The organism is Streptomyces albipurpureus (genome assembly GCF_023701525.1).
Classification (GTDB): Bacteria; Actinomycetota; Actinomycetes; order Streptomycetales; family Streptomycetaceae; genus Streptomyces; species Streptomyces albipurpureus.
In genome coordinates, this window is sequence record NZ_JAMQAW010000029.1 from 68,911 (window position 1) to 85,957 (window position 17,047).

The 17,047-nt window shown below is 67.7% G+C and carries 9 protein-coding genes; all 9 read right to left on the reverse strand.

Annotation, left to right across the window (positions count from 1 at the left end; all coding sequences use genetic code 11):
• Positions 1-188: 188 nt before the first annotated feature.
• The 9 genes from NBG84_RS23155 to NBG84_RS23195 all read right to left on the reverse strand — a co-directional run bounded on the left by NBG84_RS23155 (position 189) and on the right by NBG84_RS23195 (position 17,005).
• Positions 189-1,394, reverse strand: a complete 1,206-nt coding sequence (locus tag NBG84_RS23155) for a DNA polymerase III subunit delta' (protein ID WP_250921487.1) — start codon at positions 1,392-1,394, stop codon at positions 189-191.
• Positions 1,395-1,630: 236 nt separating this feature from the next.
• Complete coding sequence (tmk, locus tag NBG84_RS23160) at positions 1,631-5,119, reverse strand: dTMP kinase (protein WP_250921488.1); 3,489 nt, start codon at positions 5,117-5,119, stop codon at positions 1,631-1,633.
• Positions 5,120-5,437: 318 nt separating this feature from the next.
• Positions 5,438-8,278, reverse strand: coding sequence for a type I DNA topoisomerase (topA, locus tag NBG84_RS23165; RefSeq protein ID WP_250921489.1), 2,841 nt, complete (start codon positions 8,276-8,278; stop codon positions 5,438-5,440).
• A 797-nt stretch (positions 8,279-9,075) separates the two neighbouring features.
• Entirely contained in the window at positions 9,076-9,273 is a 198-nt protein-coding gene (locus NBG84_RS23170; RefSeq protein ID WP_250921490.1) for a hypothetical protein, read from the reverse strand.
• 461 nt (positions 9,274-9,734) lie between these two features.
• A complete protein-coding gene (locus tag NBG84_RS23175; protein WP_250921491.1) occupies positions 9,735-11,279 on the reverse strand; it encodes a DUF7059 domain-containing protein in 1,545 nt (514 codons plus the stop codon).
• Between the two features lie 447 nt (positions 11,280-11,726).
• Positions 11,727-12,296 (reverse strand): small secreted protein, encoded by a 570-nt coding sequence (locus tag NBG84_RS23180; RefSeq protein ID WP_250921492.1) that lies wholly within the window; start codon positions 12,294-12,296, stop codon positions 11,727-11,729.
• A 267-nt stretch (positions 12,297-12,563) separates the two neighbouring features.
• Complete coding sequence (locus tag NBG84_RS23185) at positions 12,564-14,972, reverse strand: sodium-translocating pyrophosphatase (RefSeq protein WP_250921493.1); 2,409 nt, start codon at positions 14,970-14,972, stop codon at positions 12,564-12,566.
• 1,118 nt (positions 14,973-16,090) lie between these two features.
• Positions 16,091-16,528: an ATP-binding protein gene (locus NBG84_RS23190; RefSeq protein ID WP_250921494.1), complete on the reverse strand. Its 438-nt coding sequence runs from the start codon at positions 16,526-16,528 to the stop codon at positions 16,091-16,093.
• A gap of 123 nt (positions 16,529-16,651) precedes the next feature.
• Positions 16,652-17,005, reverse strand: coding sequence for an STAS domain-containing protein (locus tag NBG84_RS23195; RefSeq protein ID WP_250921495.1), 354 nt, complete (start codon positions 17,003-17,005; stop codon positions 16,652-16,654).
• Positions 17,006-17,047: the final 42 nt, after the last annotated feature.

Consider the following 17,047-nt stretch of genomic DNA (forward strand, 5'->3'; position numbering starts at 1 on the left):
CCGGAGCGTAGGCGACGGCGGGGAAAGATGCCCATCCATGCTCGTACGGGTGAATTCCACCGTTAGGGGAAGGTACGCAGCGGGATACCGCGCCAGGGCGGGGGATCGCCGACCTCGGTCAGCACGAGCCGATGCGCCGGAATCAGGCTGCGGACGGTACGCGCTTCAGCAGGCCATCAGTACGCGCATCAGCCTGCGCGCAGCGCCATCGCCATCGACTCCACCGCCAGCAACTGAGCCACACTGGTCTGCAGTGACTTCCGGCAGGCGAAGACCGCCTCAATCCGGCGCAGGGTGTTCTCAGGTCTGGACGAACGGGCGATCCGCTCCAGACCATCCCGTACGTCGTCATTGGCGATGGCGATCTCGGAGCCGAGCTGAATGGCGAGGACATCCCGGTAGAAGCTGGTGAGGTCACTGAGCGCGAGGTCCAAGCTATCGCGCTGGGTACGCGTCCTCCGGCTCTTCTGCTGATCTTCCAGTTCCTTCATCGCGCCGGCGGTACCGCGCGGGAGCCGCCCGCCCTGGGCCGCGCCGAGGGCTGCCTTGAGGTCCTCCGTCTCCTTGGTGTCGATCTCCTCCGCGACCTGTTTGGCGTCCTCAGCAGCGGCATCGACCAGCTCCTGGGCCGCTTTGAGAGCGGCTCCGATGTCATCCACCCGCAGCGGCAGCTTCAGCACAGTGGCCCGTCGTGAGCGGGCGCGCTCATCGGTGGCCAGCCGACGGGCACGGCCGATGTGCCCCTGGGTGACCCGGGCAGCAGCCGCGGCGGCCTCGGGCTCAATGCCATCCCTGCGGATCAGTACGTCGGCGACGGCTGCGACCGGAGGCGTACGCAGCATCAGATGGCGGCAGCGGGAACGGATCGTGGGCAGCACATCCTCCAGGGAGGGCGCGCAGAGCAACCACACCGTACGAGGGGCGGGCTCTTCGACCGCCTTCAGCAGGACATTGCCCGCTCCCTCGGTGAGCCGGTCGGCGTTCTCCAGGATGATCACCTGCCAGCGGCCGACCGACGGTGAGAGTTGGGCGCGGCGGACCAGCTCCCTGGTCCCCTTCACGCCGATCGACAGCAGGTCCGTGCGGACGACCTGCACATCGGTGTGGGTGCCGATGACGGCGGTGTGGCAGCCGTCACAGAATCCGCAGCCGGGCGCGCCACCGAGGGCACGGTCGGGGCTGACGCACTGCAACGCAGCGGCGAAGGCCCGGGCGGCGGTGGCCAGCCCCGAGCCGGGAGGACCGGTGAACAACCAGGCGTGGGTCATCCTGGAGGTGTCGGGGATGGTTTCCCCGGTGGCTTCGGCAGTGACCAGGGCATCGGCATCCCGGGCAGCGGCGCTGAGCTGCTTCTGCACCCGCTCCTGACCGACGAGGTCATCCCATACGGCCATCTGCCGTCACCTGCCTTTTGTGCTGGGGTCTCCCATTGTGGGGCAGCGGACTGACAACGCGGGCCAGCGCCCGGGTTCCTCTCCCGCTTCGGCCTCCGCTTCTGCTTCGTCAGCGGATGCGTGCGCTGAGGAGGTCCCCGTCGAGATTGCGGGCAGGACGAGCCCGCGAGAGGCCACGACCCCGCTCCGACGGCCAGCCACCCGACCCGCGTCAGCAACCCCGCGGGTCGCTACAGCTAGCGCCTACGCCGCCGGTTGGGGCCGTCACCTCGGTCGTCATCGCCGTCGTGCGGGCCGAGGAGTTCGTCCGCGAGTGTCGGCAGATCGTCGAGCGGGGTCTCCTCCGCCCAGTCCGAACGGCGGCGCGGACGGCCCGTCTCCGGGTCGACCTGGGGGAGCTCCCGGGTACGGTCATTCGGCCCGGAAAGGCCCGAACCCGAACCAGAACCCGGACCCGGCGTACGAGGGCCGGCAGCCCGCGGGCTGGAAGCCGAACCGGACGCGGCACCAGATCCAGCGCGGGGACGAGGCCGGGAACCCGCACCACCGTCACCTGATCGACCAGAACGAGCCGAGCCGGCGGAACCAGCCCGACCGGTTGAGCCAGTAGACGAATCAGCGGGCGAATCAGCGGCGCGCTCATCCCGGAAGATCCCCGGAGGCACTCGGTCCGCCGGGCGCTCATCGCGCACCGGCGGCAGCACGGCCGTCTCCTCCAGACCGCGGTCCCTTACCGGCGGTAGCACGGCCGTATCATCCAGAGCCCCACTCGGTGGGGTGTCCCCGGTGATCTTCGGAACCTGTTGGGTCTCGTCATTGGGCCCCACCACGGGCGTCGGCACGGTGATCTCATTCGCCGAAACGTCCTGGGTGTCCACCACTGGCGTCGGGACGGTGACCTCATTGCCCGAGGTTCCGGCCAAGCCCTCGGCCTCAGCCCTAGCGGCCTTCGCAGATTCGGCGGCCTTCGCGGCCTTCGCGACCTTCGCAGATTCGGCGGCCTTCGCGGCTTCAGCCTCCTCCGCAGCCTTCGCGGCTTCAGCCTCCTCCGCAGCCCTCGTAGCCGCGGCCTCCTCCGCAGCCTTGGCGGCCGCCGCTGCGGATGCCGCAGCAGCCGCAGCCTCCGCGGCCCGGCGTGCCTCTTCGGCCAGCAACAGCGCTTCCTCGGCCCTGCGCTGCTTCTCCAGCCGACGCTCTTCGGCCTCCGCCCGCAGCCGGGCCTGCTCCTGAGCCAGCCGGCGCAGCCGATCCTGCTCCTCCTGCTGCACCTTCTCCTCGGCCTCACGTCGGCGGCGCACTTCCTCGGCCAGGCGTTCCGTCTCTTCCGCGCGCTGCCTGGCCTCCTCCGCCTTGCGCTCCTCCTCGCGCTGCCGCGCCGCCTCTTCCTCGGCCTTGCGGCGGGCCTCCTCCTCGGCGCGGAGCTTGGCGAGCTGCTCCTCACGCTCCCGCTCCAACCGCTCCTCTTCCGCCTTGCGCGCGGCCTCTTCCTCCGCCTTGCGCCGCACTTCCTCCTCGGCCTTGCGGCGAGCCTCCTCCTGGGCCCGCACCTCGGCCTCGGAGAGGGGAAGCAGCTGGTCAAGCCGGTGACGTACGACCGTGGTCACGTCCTGCGGGTCCTGTCCGGCGTCGACCACCAGATAGCGCCCGGGGTCGCCCGCGGCCAGCGTCAGGAATCCCGATCGGACCCTGCCGTGGAACTCCGCCGGCTCCGACTCCAATCGGTCCGGCGCCTCGGTGAACCGCTCCCGCGCGGTGGCGGGCGATACATCGAGAAGAACGGTCAGATGGGGGACCAGTCCGTCCGTCGCCCAACGCGAGATACGGGCGATCTCCGTCGGCGACAGATCGCGGCCCGCGCCCTGGTAGGCGACGGAGGAGTCGATGTAGCGGTCGGAGATGACGATGGCGCCGCGTTCCAGGGCGGGTCGCACCACCGCGTCAACGTGCTCGGCACGGTCGGCGGCGTACAGCAGGGCCTCGGCGCGGTTGGAGAGCCCCGCTGAGGCGACATCGAGCAGGATGGATCGCAGGCGCTTGCCGACGGGGGTGGCCCCCGGTTCACGGGTGACGACGACCTCATGGCCCTTTGCGCGAATCCACTGCGCAAGCGCCTCCACCTGGGTGGACTTACCGGCCCCGTCGCCGCCTTCCAGGGCGATGAAGAAGCCGCTCGGGGCCACGGCCTGCGCCGGGTCGGCGCCACCGCGCAGCGCCTCGCTCAGATCGCGGCGCAAGGGCACCCCGGAGCGGTCGTCCGTCTTGGCGAGGACGATGGCCGCGACGGGCAGCAGCAGCGCACCGACGAGCATCAGGCTGAAGGACGCACCACCTCGTACGAACGCAAGATCGCCACCGGCCAGCCGCTGCGGCCCGATCGCCGCAGCGACCAGCGGCGCCGCGAGGGCGCCCAGGGCGACGGCGACCCGCACCACCGCCTGGAGGTGGCTGTTCATCCGGGCTCGCCGGGGTTCCTCGGACTCCTGCGCGATGAGGGCGTGCCCGATCTTCGCGGCGACACCGGCGGCGAATCCGCCGATCACCGCGATGAGGACCACGGTCGCCGTGTCCGGCACAAGACCCATCGCCAGCAGCGCGATGCCCGTGATCGCCAGTGCGAGTGCCAGCAGCCGGCGGCGGGAGAGCGTGGGCAGAACGGACTCGCCACCGCGGATGCCGAGGGTCGTGCCACCGGTCAGCGCCAGGACGAGAAGGGCGAAGAGCAGTGGCCCGCCGCCCAGATCGAAGGCATGCAGTACGGAGACGGCGACGGCCGCCGAAATCGCGGCCGCGACCGCGGCACAGGCGATGACGAAGAACGCGATACCGCCCGTACGCCCCTTCTCCACGCCATCGCCGCCGACGGCGGACGGCCGCCGTAGCCCTTCGAGCGGCGAACGAGGCCGTGGGGTCTGCGAGGACGGCAACTCGATGAAGGCGAGCACGGAGACCGACGCCCCGAAGAGACCGGCCGCGACATAAGACCCCAGGGCCGCCTGGTGCAGCGAGAACCAGTCGATGCCCAACCCCAGCAGCCTGCCGGCGAGCGTCGCCACGAGGAGCACGGCCGCCGCGATGGGGATGGCGACGAATCCGGTACGCAGCCAGAGCCTGCGCAGTGCGTCCAGATGGTCAGGCAGCGGACGGACAGCCGCGCCTTCCAGCGGCGGTGCGGGCAGCAGCGCTGGGGCCGCTCCGTCACGGGCGACGGTCCAAAACCGTTCGGCGACGCCCAGTACGAACACCGTGACCAGCAACATCAGCACCGCGTTGGCCGGAGTCCAGTCGAGCCACAGCGGGGCGACGATCAGCAGGGCCAGCCGTACCCCATCTGCCGCGATCATGGTCCAGCGGCGGTCGAGCGGGCCCTTGGCCGAGGTGAGGGAGGTCAGCGGGCCGAGGAGCACAGCGCCGAAGAGGAGGGTGGCGAGGATGCGGCCGCCGAGCACCGCGGCGACGGCGAAGGCCGCATCCCGGTAACCGCCACCGAAGGTGCTCTCCGCCACAGCGGCCTGAACGGTGAGCAGCAGCAGGACGAGGACGGCCATCGCGTCCCCGACCGCGCCGACCGCCTGGGCGTTCCAGAGCCGTCGCAAGGGGGGGACGCGCAGCAGAGAGCGCAGCGCCCGCTCACGGGAGTCCGCGGCAAGGGCGTCGGAGTCTGAGGCAGTCTCTGAGACGGTGCCCTTGACCGTCTGCTGCTTGGCTGGCTGCTCGGCTCGCGTCATCCGCCCAGCCTATCCGGAGCGCCCGAGTCACCGAGGGGCCCGCCCGAACATATGGGCGTTTCTGGAAGAGACGGACAGTTCTGCCGGAGTTCCCCATCGACAACCGGACAGATCCGGATTCCACGCCTCCGTAGCCGTCCGGGTGGACGGGTGACTGGGTGGACGGTGGCTGGATGACTTGGATGACTGGATGGGTGGCTGGGGTGGCTAGCCGGGTGCTGATGGGCGCTGGTCGGGGCGTCCGGGAAGGGCGCAGGGGCCCAGCGTGAGCCTTGCGGCTCGGCTGGACCCCTGCATTTGGTGTGACTCCCGGCGCGATTACTCGTCCGCCGCGGCCTTGGCCGAAGCCGCGGTCTTCTTCGCGGTGGTCTTCCTGGCCGTCGTCTTGGCCGCGGTCTTCTTCGCCGCGGTCTTCGCGACGGTCTTCTTGGCTACCGTCTTCTTGGCGGTCGAGGCCTTCTTCGCAGGGGCCTTCTTCGCCGTCTTCTTGGCGGGTGACTTCGCACGCTTCTCCGCGAGCAGCTCATAGCCGCGCTCCGGAGTGATGTCATCCACGCTGTCGTCGGTCCGCAGGGTCGCGTTGGTCTCACCGTCGGTGACATACGGACCGAAGCGGCCGTCCTTGACCACCACGGGACGCTCGCTGACCGGGTCGGTGCCCAGTTCCTTCAGCGGCGGCTTGGCGGCGGCGCGGCCACGCTGCTTGGGCTGTGCGTAGATCGCCAGCGCCTCGTCCAAGGTGATGGTGAAGAGCTGATCCTCGTTCTCCAAGGAGCGCGAGTCGGTGCCCTTCTTCAGATACGGGCCGTACCGGCCGTTCTGCGCGGTGATCTCCACACCTTCGGCGTCCGTGCCGACCACCCGCGGGAGCGACATCAGCTTGAGCGCGTCCGCCAAGGTCACCGTGTCGAGGGACATGCTCTTGAAGAGCGAGGCCGTCCGCGGCTTGACCGCGTTCTTGCCGGTCTTCGGGGTGCCCTCCGGAAGGATCTCCGTGACATACGGGCCATAACGCCCGTCCTTCGCGACGATCTCATTGCCCGACGCGGGGTCGGTGCCCAGGGCGAAGTCCCCGCTGGGCTTGGCCAGCAGTTCCTCCGCGTACTCAACGGTCAGCTCGTCCGGTGCGAGGTCCTCTGGCACATCCGCGCGCTGGTGGCCTTCCGTGTCCTTCTCGCCGCGCTCGACGTACGGCCCGTACCGGCCGACCCGCAGCACGATGCCATCGCCGACCGGGAAGCTGGAGATCTCCCGGGCATCGATCGCGCCCAGGTCGGTGACCAGGGCCTTCAGACCGCCGAGGTGATCGCCATCGCCGTTGCCCGCGGAGGCCGCGTCACGCTTGCTGACCGCGGCGCCCTCGCCGAAGTAGAAGCGCTTCAGCCATGGCACTGACTGCGCCTCGCCCCGAGCGATGCAGTCGAGGTCGTCCTCCATCTTCGCGGTGAAGTCATAGTCGACCAGCCGACCGAAGTGGGTCTCCAGGAGGTTGACCACGGCGAAGCTCAGGAAGGAGGGCACCAGGGCCGTCCCCTTCTTGAAGACATAACCGCGGTCGAGGATGGTGCCGATGATCGAGGCATAGGTGGAAGGGCGTCCGATCTCGCGCTCTTCCAACTCCTTGACCAGTGAGGCTTCGGTGTAGCGGGCTGGCGGCTTGGTCGCGTGCCCGTCGACCGAGATCTCCTCGGCGGCGAGCGGGTCACCCTCGCTGACCTGGGGAAGACGACGCTCACGGTCATCGAGCTCGGCGTTCGGGTCGTCAGCACCCTCGACGTAGGCCTTCATGAAGCCGTGGAAGGTGATCGTCTTACCCGAAGCGCTGAACTCGACGCTACGGCCGTCGGAGGCGGTGCCACCGATCTTCACGGTGACCGAGTTGCCGACGGCGTCCTTCATCTGGGATGCGACGGTCCGCTTCCAGATCAGCTCATAGAGCTTGAACTGCTCACCCTTCAGACCCGTCTCCGCCGGGGTGCGGAAACGGTCGCCCGAAGGTCGGATCGCCTCGTGCGCTTCCTGGGCGTTCTTGACCTTCCCGGCGTAGACGCGGGGCTTCTCGGGCAGATAGCTGGCCCCGTACAGCTGCGTCACCTGAGCACGCGCCGCCGACACCGCGGTGTCGGAGAGCGTGGTGGAGTCGGTACGCATATAGGTGATGAAGCCGTTCTCGTACAGCTTCTGTGCGACCTGCATCGTGGCCTTGGCCCCGAATCCCAGCTTCCGCGACGCCTCCTGCTGCAGCGTCGTCGTACGGAAGGGGGCGTACGGAGAGCGACGGTAGGGCTTTGACTCGACCGAGCGCACCGAAAACGTAGAGGTCTCCAGCGCGGCGGCCAGCGCACGGGCCTGGGCCTCGTCCAACTGCATGACCTGGGCCTGGCCGGACTTCAGCTGCCCATCGGGACCAAAGTCACGCCCCTGGGCGACCCGCTGGCCATCGACCGTGTTCAGCCGGGCGGTGAGGGTGGAGGGGTCGGAGGGGTCACCGGGGCGGCCGGTGGAGAACGTACCGGTCAGATCCCAGTACTCGGCGGAACGGAACGCCCTGCGCTCACGCTCCCGCTCGACGACCAGTCGAGTGGCGACGGACTGGACACGGCCGGCGGACAGCCGGGGCATGACCTTCTTCCACAGGACCGGCGAGACCTCGTAGCCGTAGAGCCGGTCCAGGATGCGGCGGGTCTCCTGGGCGTCGACCATGCGCTTGTTCAGCTCGCGCGGATTGGCGACAGCCTCACGGATGGCGTCCTTGGTGATCTCGTGGAAGACCATCCGGTGCACCGGAACCTTGGGCTTGAGGACCTCCAGGAGGTGCCAGGCGATGGCCTCGCCCTCACGGTCCTCATCCGTGGCGAGGTAGAGCTCATCGGAATCGGCGAGCTGCTCTTTGAGCTTCCTGACCTGGGCCTTCTTGTCCGCGTTGACGACATAGACAGGCTGGAAGTCATGCTCCACATCGACGCCGAGGCGGCGCACCTCACCGGTGTACTTCTCGGGCACCTCGGCCGCGCCGTTCGGGAGGTCGCGGATGTGCCCGACGCTCGCCTCGACGACATAGCCGGGGCCGAGATAGCCCTTGATCGTCTTCGCCTTGGCAGGCGACTCGACGATCACGAGGCGTCGGCGGCCCTGTGCGGTCTCGCTGGTCGGGGACAACTTCGCTCTTCTCTCCGGTTGAATGCTAAAGGGGCAGACACGGCAGTGCGACGCTGGTGACGCACGTCGTAAACACTGCTGCGGCACTGCTGGGCACTGCTCGACACTGCGGTGGTGCTGCTGCCGCTGCGGAGTGTGACGGTACAACCCGCCCCTGTGTCAAACGGCAAAAGCTCGCAACGGCCACTCGAACGGTAACCCGAGTCTGGGCATTCCTGCCGCCCGGACCGGCACGTCGGTGCTTCGGGGTCAAGCTGGGAGAGGACCCGGAGCGCAGTGCTCGGGGTGGTGGATCAGATACGGAGGCACCGGCACCGGGTCGGGTCGATGAGCGAGGCCAGTGAGCACGACCCGCGCAGCGCTCAGGGATTCGGAATGTGGTGATCAGTACAGGGTGAGCTTCGCTCTGGTCTGGTACCGGCCGTGCTCAGACAGGCGCAAAAGTCGTCTGAAGAACGCGCCTACCGGAGTCTCCCGGAGGCCTCCGCTCAGGGTGCCGGCTCGGGACTTCGCCCTGGAGCGTTCGCTCGGGACGGCCGTGGAAAGCCCTCAGCGCAGCACGGAGAGGCCAGGGAAAACTCAGGTAAAGAACTTATGGAGAGAGGAGATGCCCCAGAAGTTCTCGGACACCCGGGTGCGTCGTCTGGTCGAACATCCCGGTACGTGCCTGGCTCCGTCGAGCATCTTTCGTCGAACGCGCTCGATCAGCGCACTCGATCAGCGCACTCAGAGCTGGCTGAGGCGCCCTCCCGGTCGGCGCCACCGATCACGACCCTCCGCCCAGTGGCGCGGCGCCCTCAGATGCGGCTGAGGCACCACAACCCGAGGGCAAGCGAAGCCAGGGAGAACATGGTGGTGAGGGCGGCGGCAACACTGGGGTGCACCCCGTGGGCTACCGGTGCCCGGTGGGTCATCCGGACCACGGTCCACAGCAGCAGTCCGGCTCCGAACAGCATGAACGCCCCGCTGGCGAAGATCGCTGGCCCGCTCTCCATGCCCGTACCCCGTCCGTGTTCAGCTCGTCCAGGTCCTTGCTGAGAACCGAGGTGACCTGGGGTGACCTCGGGGCTGAGGCTGGCAGGTCCGGACGTCTGGAGCGGAAAATCCGGGTGAACGCCGCGTGGGTTCACCCGGGTGGGGCGATCGGTCCCTTCTGCGGCATCCCTTTCTGGCTTCCCTTTGGCTTCCTCTTTGATCCCGCGGGGCTGCTCTTGGTGATCTTCCCTGGCCGTTCTCACCTGAACAGGGGCTCAAGGGCCGCATGTTCTGCGGCCCTTCACCAGCACATTCGTCGACGCCCGACCCGGTACTGATGGCCCCCACCCGGTAGTACAGGCCTTCAGCACCACATTTGTCCCGCCCGGCCGGGTAGAGGCCCGACAGCCGTCCAGCCGCGATACCGCGGCGCTCCCCCAGGACTCGTCGGTCCGGGCCCGACGGGGCGGTTGCCCTCCGCCTAGGCAGCGGGCCAGGAGGCCGACGGAACAGGCTCAAGGAAGCCCTCCTCCACCAGCAGCCGCAGGGCCTGCGGGGTGCGATCCCTCAGCAACACCGGGTCCTCGTCGATCAACTGGGCAATCGCGTCCAGAATCCGCCCGGCACTCAGGGTCCCGTCGCACGCTCCCGCGAACCCCGCACCGACCGTGTCCACCTTGGTGGCCCGACGCATGCCGCGGTTCTGTCGGAGCACCACATGCTCGGGGTCCTCGGCGCCGGGCTGACCGACCTGTTCCTGCACCACATCGGCCGCGAGGGTGAAGTGATCAGCCAGCAGGGCCGCATCATCATGCGTACTCAGATAGTCCTGCCGGGCGAAATGGTCACGCACGCTGTCACCCAGCGGCTGTTCCACCGGGTGGGGCCACTCCTCCACGACGATCGACGGTCGCTCGAATCCGGACTTGCGCAGGGTGATCCAGCCAAATCCAACGGCCTTGGTCCCACGGCTCTCAAACTCATCCAGCCATCGTTCGTACCGTTCGGCGTAACGCGCGGGATCACCGCGGTGATCCCCGCTGTCCCGCAACCACAGTTCGGCGTACTGCGTCACGTCCTGTACCTCGCGCTGGACGATCCAGGCATCGCAGCCACGGGGAACCCAGGAGCGGAGCCGCTCCTGCCACTCCTCCCCCTCGACATGCTCCCAATTGGCCAGGAATTGGGCGTATCCACCCTGGTTCAGCCGATCACCCGCCCGCTGCACCAGGGAGCGGCACAGCTCGTCCCCGGCCATCCCACCGTCCCGGTAGGTCAGTCGCGCGTCCGGGCCGCTTGCCCCAGGGGAGATCACAAAGGGCGGGTTCGAGACGATGAGGTCGTAGGTGTCCTGGTCGACCGGCTCAAAGAGCGAACCCTGGCGGAGATCGGCCTCCGGAGCGGCGGACAGCGCAAGGGTGAGGCGGGTGAAGGCGAGTGCGCGGGGGTTGAGATCGGTAGCCGTGACCTGAGTGGAGTGCTGGGCGGCGTGGAGCGCCTGAATGCCAGAGCCGGTCCCGATGTCGAGCGCGGCGGACACAGGTGTGCGCACGGTGATTCCGGCGAGCGTCGTGGACGCCCCGCCGACACCGAGGACGACCTCATGGCTCTGGCCACTCGCACCGGCGGCTCCGCCCACCGCACAGCCCAGGTCGGAGACGATGAACCAGTCCTGCCCCTCGGGGCCGCCGTACGGCCGGACGTCCACGGTCGCCAGCACAGCGCCTTCCGACCGGACCAACCAACCGTCGGTGAGGCACTCCTCCAGCGGGAGAACGGCACTGACCTGCGCCTCCGGGACGGGCTGCTGAAGCAGGAACAACCGCACCAGCGAGTCCAGGGCGCTGCTCCCGCGAGTGGCCCTCAGGGCGGGCACCGTCTCACTGCGGGCGAGCGCGGCATACGCCGACGCGCCGAGGAGGTCGAGCAGCCCATCGACGGTGAAGGCACCGGCGAGTAGCGCCTCCCTCAGCTTGAGGGCGTGGACGGGCGAAGGCAGGTCGGATGAGGCGTCGGCGGTACTCACCCGTCCATTGTGGCGGTCGCCTCTGACAATCCCTGCCAACCGCCACCACCAACCGACGGCGAACAGCTGCCGACCGGCGATCCCCGTCGGCAGCCGTGCTACTCGTTCAGCCCAATCCTTCCGCCGCGGCGCGGTGACCACTGTTCAGCTGGGCGCGCTCAAGCGGCCGTTGCTCAAGCGTCTCCGCCCAAAGCCTCTGCCGCTCAAAGCCTCTGCCGCTCAAAGCCTCTGCCGCTCAAGACCTGCCCTGCTCGGGCGGTTCACGCCGTTTCCGCCCAAGCGGCCGTTCTCCACCCAGCAGCCGTTCCGGAGATCGCTCCGGCGGTGATCACCGGTGACGGTCTCCGGCGGCGATGGGGAATGCGGGCGGCCCGTGGCCCAGGCGGTCGCGAGCCGGACTCTCGTGGAAGGCTGCGACCCGAGGGCTGTGGGACTGGCCGTCGTCGCTCAGGTGACCGAGCCGGCCGCGGGGCTCGGCTTCACGGGCTTGCAACCCGGCTGCTTCGCCATGGCCGTACCGGTCTCCCCCGACCGCAACTTCTGCCGGGCGGTCTGGTTCTGTTCGATCTTCGCCAGCCCCTCGGCGATCGGCTTCAGCCCGTCCGCGAAGTTCTGCTGGTTCTGGATGTCGAGCGCGTCGACCTGCTTCTTGAGGTTGAGGTACGCCGTGGACTCGGCGTCGAACTCGGCGGCGGCGTCCTTCACCAGCTTTTCGCCACCGTCGACGGGCGGCGTTCCTGCGGCCCGCAGCGCCGCAGCGTGTCCCTTGTCCGCGTCCGAGAGGTCCTGGAATGCCTTGGAGTCGGCGGTCTGGATGTCTGCTGGCTTGCCGTCCGACGCGGTGGAGCGGATCAGCTGTTCCGCCTCGGCCCGCTTCTTGATCTGCGGTTGTGCCGCATCGCAGTACTTCTTGGCCCAGTCGTCGACCGTAAATTTGTCCTCGTCGCTGCTGCAACCCGACAGCGCCAGTACCAGCACCGCACCGCCGGACAGTGCGACCGCAAGCTTCTTGTTCACCGGATTGGTCCCTTCCAAGGCTCTCGGCCCCGGAACATACACGCCATGTAGCCGGCAGTAGTGCGTCACACATCCGGTTCATACCGCATTGGGCCATATGCATCATGGGAGAGAAGGCTCACGGCACAAAACTGACGCAGCCCAGGAGTGGGCGGACGAAGCGTCACCACGCATCGTCCGCCCACTCTTTGAGTCGCTCTGAAGTCGGCTCTGTTCTGTTTCTGAGTCGCTCTGTATCGGTATGAGACGGGACCGATCAGACGGTCGTCACGACACCACCGCGGGGTCGGGTGTCTTTGACTTGCGTTCGATCGGGCTGGGTTCGTCGTCCCCGACGGCGATGCCGCGCCGCTTGGAGACATAGACGGCTCCGACGATGATCAACACGGAGACCACCGCCACCAGCGCCCTGATCCCGGCACTGGCGTCATCGCCGTAGCTGAACTGCACCACCGCCGGGGCGATCAGCAGTGCGACCAGGTTCATCACCTTCAACAGCGGGTTGATGGCCGGCCCTGCCGTGTCCTTGAACGGGTCGCCGACCGTATCGCCGATCACGGTCGCGGCGTGGGCCTCGCTGCCCTTACCGCCGTGGTGACCGTCCTCAACGAGTTTCTTGGCGTTGTCCCAGGCGCCCCCCGAGTTGGCGAGGAATACGGCCATGAGCGTGCCCGTACCGATCGCCCCCGCGAGGAACGCGCCGAGTGCACCGACGCCCAGGGAGAATCCGACCGCGATCGGGGTGAGTACGGCCAGCAGGCCGGGCGTGGCGAGTTCCCGCAGCGCGTCCTTGGTGCAGATGTCGACGACGCGCCCGTACTCCGGCTTCTCGGTGTAGTCCATGATCCCGGGGTGCTCACGGAACTGCCGCCGCACCTCGTAGACCACCGCCCCCGCCGACCGGGACACCGCGTTGATGGCGAGCCCGGAGAAGAGGAAGACGACCGCCGCGCCGAGGATCAGGCCCACCAGATTGTTGGGCTGCGAAATGTCCATGACGAGGTTCATGGGAGCGCCGTCGCCGACCTTCTCTCCGACGTCCCTGGCCGCAGTCGCGATGGCGTCGCGGTACGAACCGAAGAGCGCGGCAGCCGCCAGTACGGCGGTGGCGATGGCGATTCCCTTGGTGATGGCCTTGGTGGTGTTGCCGACGGCGTCCAGGTCGGTGAGCACCTGAGCACCCGCACCCTGAACATCGCCCGACATCTCGGCGATGCCCTGGGCGTTGTCGGAGACCGGTCCGAAGGTGTCCATGGCGACGATGACACCGACGGTGGTGAGCAGTCCGGTACCGGCGAGCGCGACCGCGAAGAGCGCCAGCATGATCGAAGTGCCGCCGAGCAGGAAGGCCCCGTAGACGCCCAAACCGATCAAGAGGGCGGTGTATACGGCGGATTCCAGTCCGATGGAGATTCCGGCCAGTACGACCGTGGCGGGGCCGGTCAGCGATGACTTACCGATGTCCCTGACGGGCCTTCGGTTGGTCTCGGTGAAGTACCCCGTCAACTGCTGGATCAGGGCCGCGAGCACGATGCCGATGGCCACGGCGATGAGCGCGAAGATCCGCGGGTCCCCGTCGTGGGCCTTGACCGCGGCCTCGGTGACACCCTCCAAATCAGCGAATGAGGACGGGAGGTAGGCGAAGGCAGCGATCGCCACGAGAACGAGCGAGATCACCGCGGAGATGAAGAATCCACGGTTGATCGCGGTCATCCCGCTGCGGTCAGAGCGACGCGGAGCGACCGCGAAGATTCCGATCATCGCGGTAAGGACGCCGATCGCCGGAACGATCAGCGGGAAAGCGAGTCCGGCGTCACCGAAGGCCGCCGTACCGAGGATGAGCGCCGCGACGAGGGTGACCGCGTACGACTCAAAGAGGTCCGCCGCCATTCCCGCGCAGTCGCCGACGTTGTCGCCCACATTGTCGGCGATGGTGGCGGCGTTACGGGGATCATCTTCGGGGATGCCCTGTTCAACCTTGCCGACAAGGTCGGCACCCACGTCGGCGGCCTTGGTGAAGATGCCACCACCGACTCGCATAAACATCGCGATCAGCGCGGCGCCGAGGCCAAAGCCCTCCAGCACCTTGGGTGCGTCGGCCGCGTAGACGAGAACGACACAGGAGGCCCCGAGAAGACCGAGGCCCACCGTGAACATTCCGACTACGCCGCCCGTACGGAAAGCGATCTTCATGGCTTTGTGCGCGACGGCGGTGAGATCCTTTTCGGGTTCGCCCTCCGCGGGTGTCGCTTCACGCGCGGCTGCCGCCACGCGCACATTCGCCCTTACGGCAAGGCGCATCCCGATGTACCCGGTGGCCGCCGAGAAAAGCGCGCCCACCAGGAAGAACAGTGAACGCCCTGCACGCTGCGACCAGTTGTCGGCCGGTAGGAGCAGGAGGAGAAAGAACACCACGACGGCGAAGATGCCGAGCGTGCGCAACTGCCGGGCCAGATAGGCGTTTGCGCCTTCCTGGACCGCTGCCGCGATCTCCTTCATGGAATCGGTGCCCTCGCCGGCCGCCAGCACCTGGCGCACCAGCAGTTGGGCAACGACAAGCGCTGCCAGCGCCACGGCAGCAATGACAAAAATGATCAGGCGATTGTCATCCGTGAGTACCGCAGCTGCGAGAGAAGTGGGGTGATCGGCCAGTTCTGAGGTGTAGAGCCCCGCCATTCGTCCTCCTTGACGTCGTCCAGAGCTCAAGATGGACGGATTGTAGGGAGCGGAACCCGATCAAAACAGGGCGCGGCAAATTCGATTGACCTTCCCTTGCCAGTCATCAAATGATCGAGTTCTGAAAAATACTTCGAATGGAGTAATGGGGCAAAGGTGTTGACACCTGGTAAACGATCTACAGAAATCGAAAAATGCGCAGCTCAACACCTTCGACCAGGGGCCAAACCAAGAATCTCCCCAACGCCTGTCGATGTCCCTCCGGTATCGCGTGACGTCGAGAGACTGGCGGCCAAACAACTACCGAGGATGGCTGCCAGTGCACGTCTGTACCGGCGTGTTGCGCATGGTGCGCACGGTTTACATCCACTCGGTTATGTCGACTACCACCCATGGATGGATGGTTTTGACCACCCCTTCGCTCCCCGGTCGACGAAAGTCGGCGGGCCTACCTGCGGCCAGATGGATGACGGGGCGTAGGCGAGGGGTGTCTGCGGGATACCGGCCGGGGTGCCGCGGTCGTGTGGAAGCTCATCCACCACGCTGGGCAAGGTCATCGCTATCGCCCGGGAGAGCCGGGAGGCATTCGGGAACCGCTCCCGCCGGGAGATCCGGGGACGGAGCCGGGAGGCCGTTCGGCGGGCCCCATACGGGAGAGGGGCAAGGCTTCGCCCGCGTCCCAGTGATCTTGTGCCAGCTGACGAGCGGCATACACGAAAGGGGCGAGCCGGAAGGCATCACCGGGTACCAAGGGAAGCCCGCGAATGGGAGAGCGGACGGTAGCCGGCCGTCTGCCTGGCCCCAGGCAACCAGCCGTTTGCTCGGGCCCAAGGCTGCGTGACGCCCGCGTTCCCTACCTCCCGATCCCCCCGGGCCTCTCTCCCGGCCTCTCTCCCGGCCGGCGGAGCTCCCTCAGGCAGCGAGAGCCACAAACAGCGAGACCGCGTGCCAGAGGCGCCCCCAGCCCCTAAAGGGGTGCCACAGAGGGCGCGAAGGCGGAGCATGGGTCACCCAAACGGGACATGCCAAATGGGCCGCGCTGCTCACCAGAGCGACCGAAGGGGTCGCTCCAGATCCAGCGGGCCCGTGTCAGGCCGTACGAAATCCAGCTCGTGCGGTCAGCGCAGGGCGCTGACCGGAGCCGTCGGCCAGCTCATTCGGATCAGACCACCCACATCGGTGGAGCTGACCTCCATATCGTCGACGAGGCCCTTGATGACCGCGAGGCCCATCTCATCCTCACCATCCGCATCGTCTTCGACGCTGCGAGCAGCGCCGGAGGCATGGGAACCGTTGTCACCCAGAACGGGGACCTCGTCCCCGACCTCGATGGAGAACGTTTTCTCCTCATCGGTCAGCTCGACTCGGATGGGCGCCGTCACCCCATGGCTTCGGTGCAGCCCCACAGCCCTGCTGCACGCTTCACCGACCGCGAGGCGGACCTCGTCCAGTACGGCTTCGTCGACCCCGGCCCGGCGCGCCACGGCAGCGGCCACCAGACGGGCCGTCCTGACGTGCTCAGGCTGGGCGCTAAAGCGAAGTTCGACGGTCGCCATGCGATCCCCCTCGGACGTACGGGCGTGCATCTCAGGGGCCCGGGCTGGATGCCCGGTACCCCTCTGTTCTTCCAGCGCTTCCCGGAGGCTCCGGCCGTATCAGACCGGGGCCTCCGTCCGACATCAGTCGGTGGCCGCGACGGCTTCGTCGACCGTGGTGTGAATAGGGAACACCTTGGTCAGGCCCGTAATCCGGAAAATCTTGAGAATGCGCTCCTGGTTGCAGACCAGGCGCAGCGACCCTTCATGCGCGCGGACGCGCTTCAGGCCGCCCACCAGCACACCGAGCCCAGTGGAGTCGAGGAAGTCAACGCCCTCCATGTCGACAACTAGGTGGTAGCTGCCATCGTTCACCAACTCGACCAACTGCTCGCGCAGCTTGGGCGCGGTATACACATCAATCTCGCCACCGACCTCGACGACCGTACGGTCGCCTGCAGGCCCAGACACATTGCGAGTCGACAGGGACAGGTCCACGGATCCTCCAGCACCTTGCTATCGAGCGGCCGCCCCCAATTA

Excerpts from the sequence above, each read along its gene's own strand:
- NBG84_RS23155 (WP_250921487.1), bottom strand. The coding sequence starts at position 1,394 with ATGGCCGTATGGGATGACCTCGTCGGTCAGGAGCGGGTGCAGAAGCAG.
- NBG84_RS23170 (WP_250921490.1), bottom strand. The coding sequence starts at position 9,273 with ATGGAGAGCGGGCCAGCGATCTTCGCCAGCGGGGCGTTCATGCTGTTC.
- NBG84_RS23190 (WP_250921494.1), bottom strand. The coding sequence starts at position 16,528 with ATGGCGACCGTCGAACTTCGCTTTAGCGCCCAGCCTGAGCACGTCAGG.
- NBG84_RS23185 (WP_250921493.1), bottom strand. The coding sequence starts at position 14,972 with ATGGCGGGGCTCTACACCTCAGAACTGGCCGATCACCCCACTTCTCTC.
- tmk (WP_250921488.1), bottom strand. The coding sequence starts at position 5,119 with ATGACGCGAGCCGAGCAGCCAGCCAAGCAGCAGACGGTCAAGGGCACC.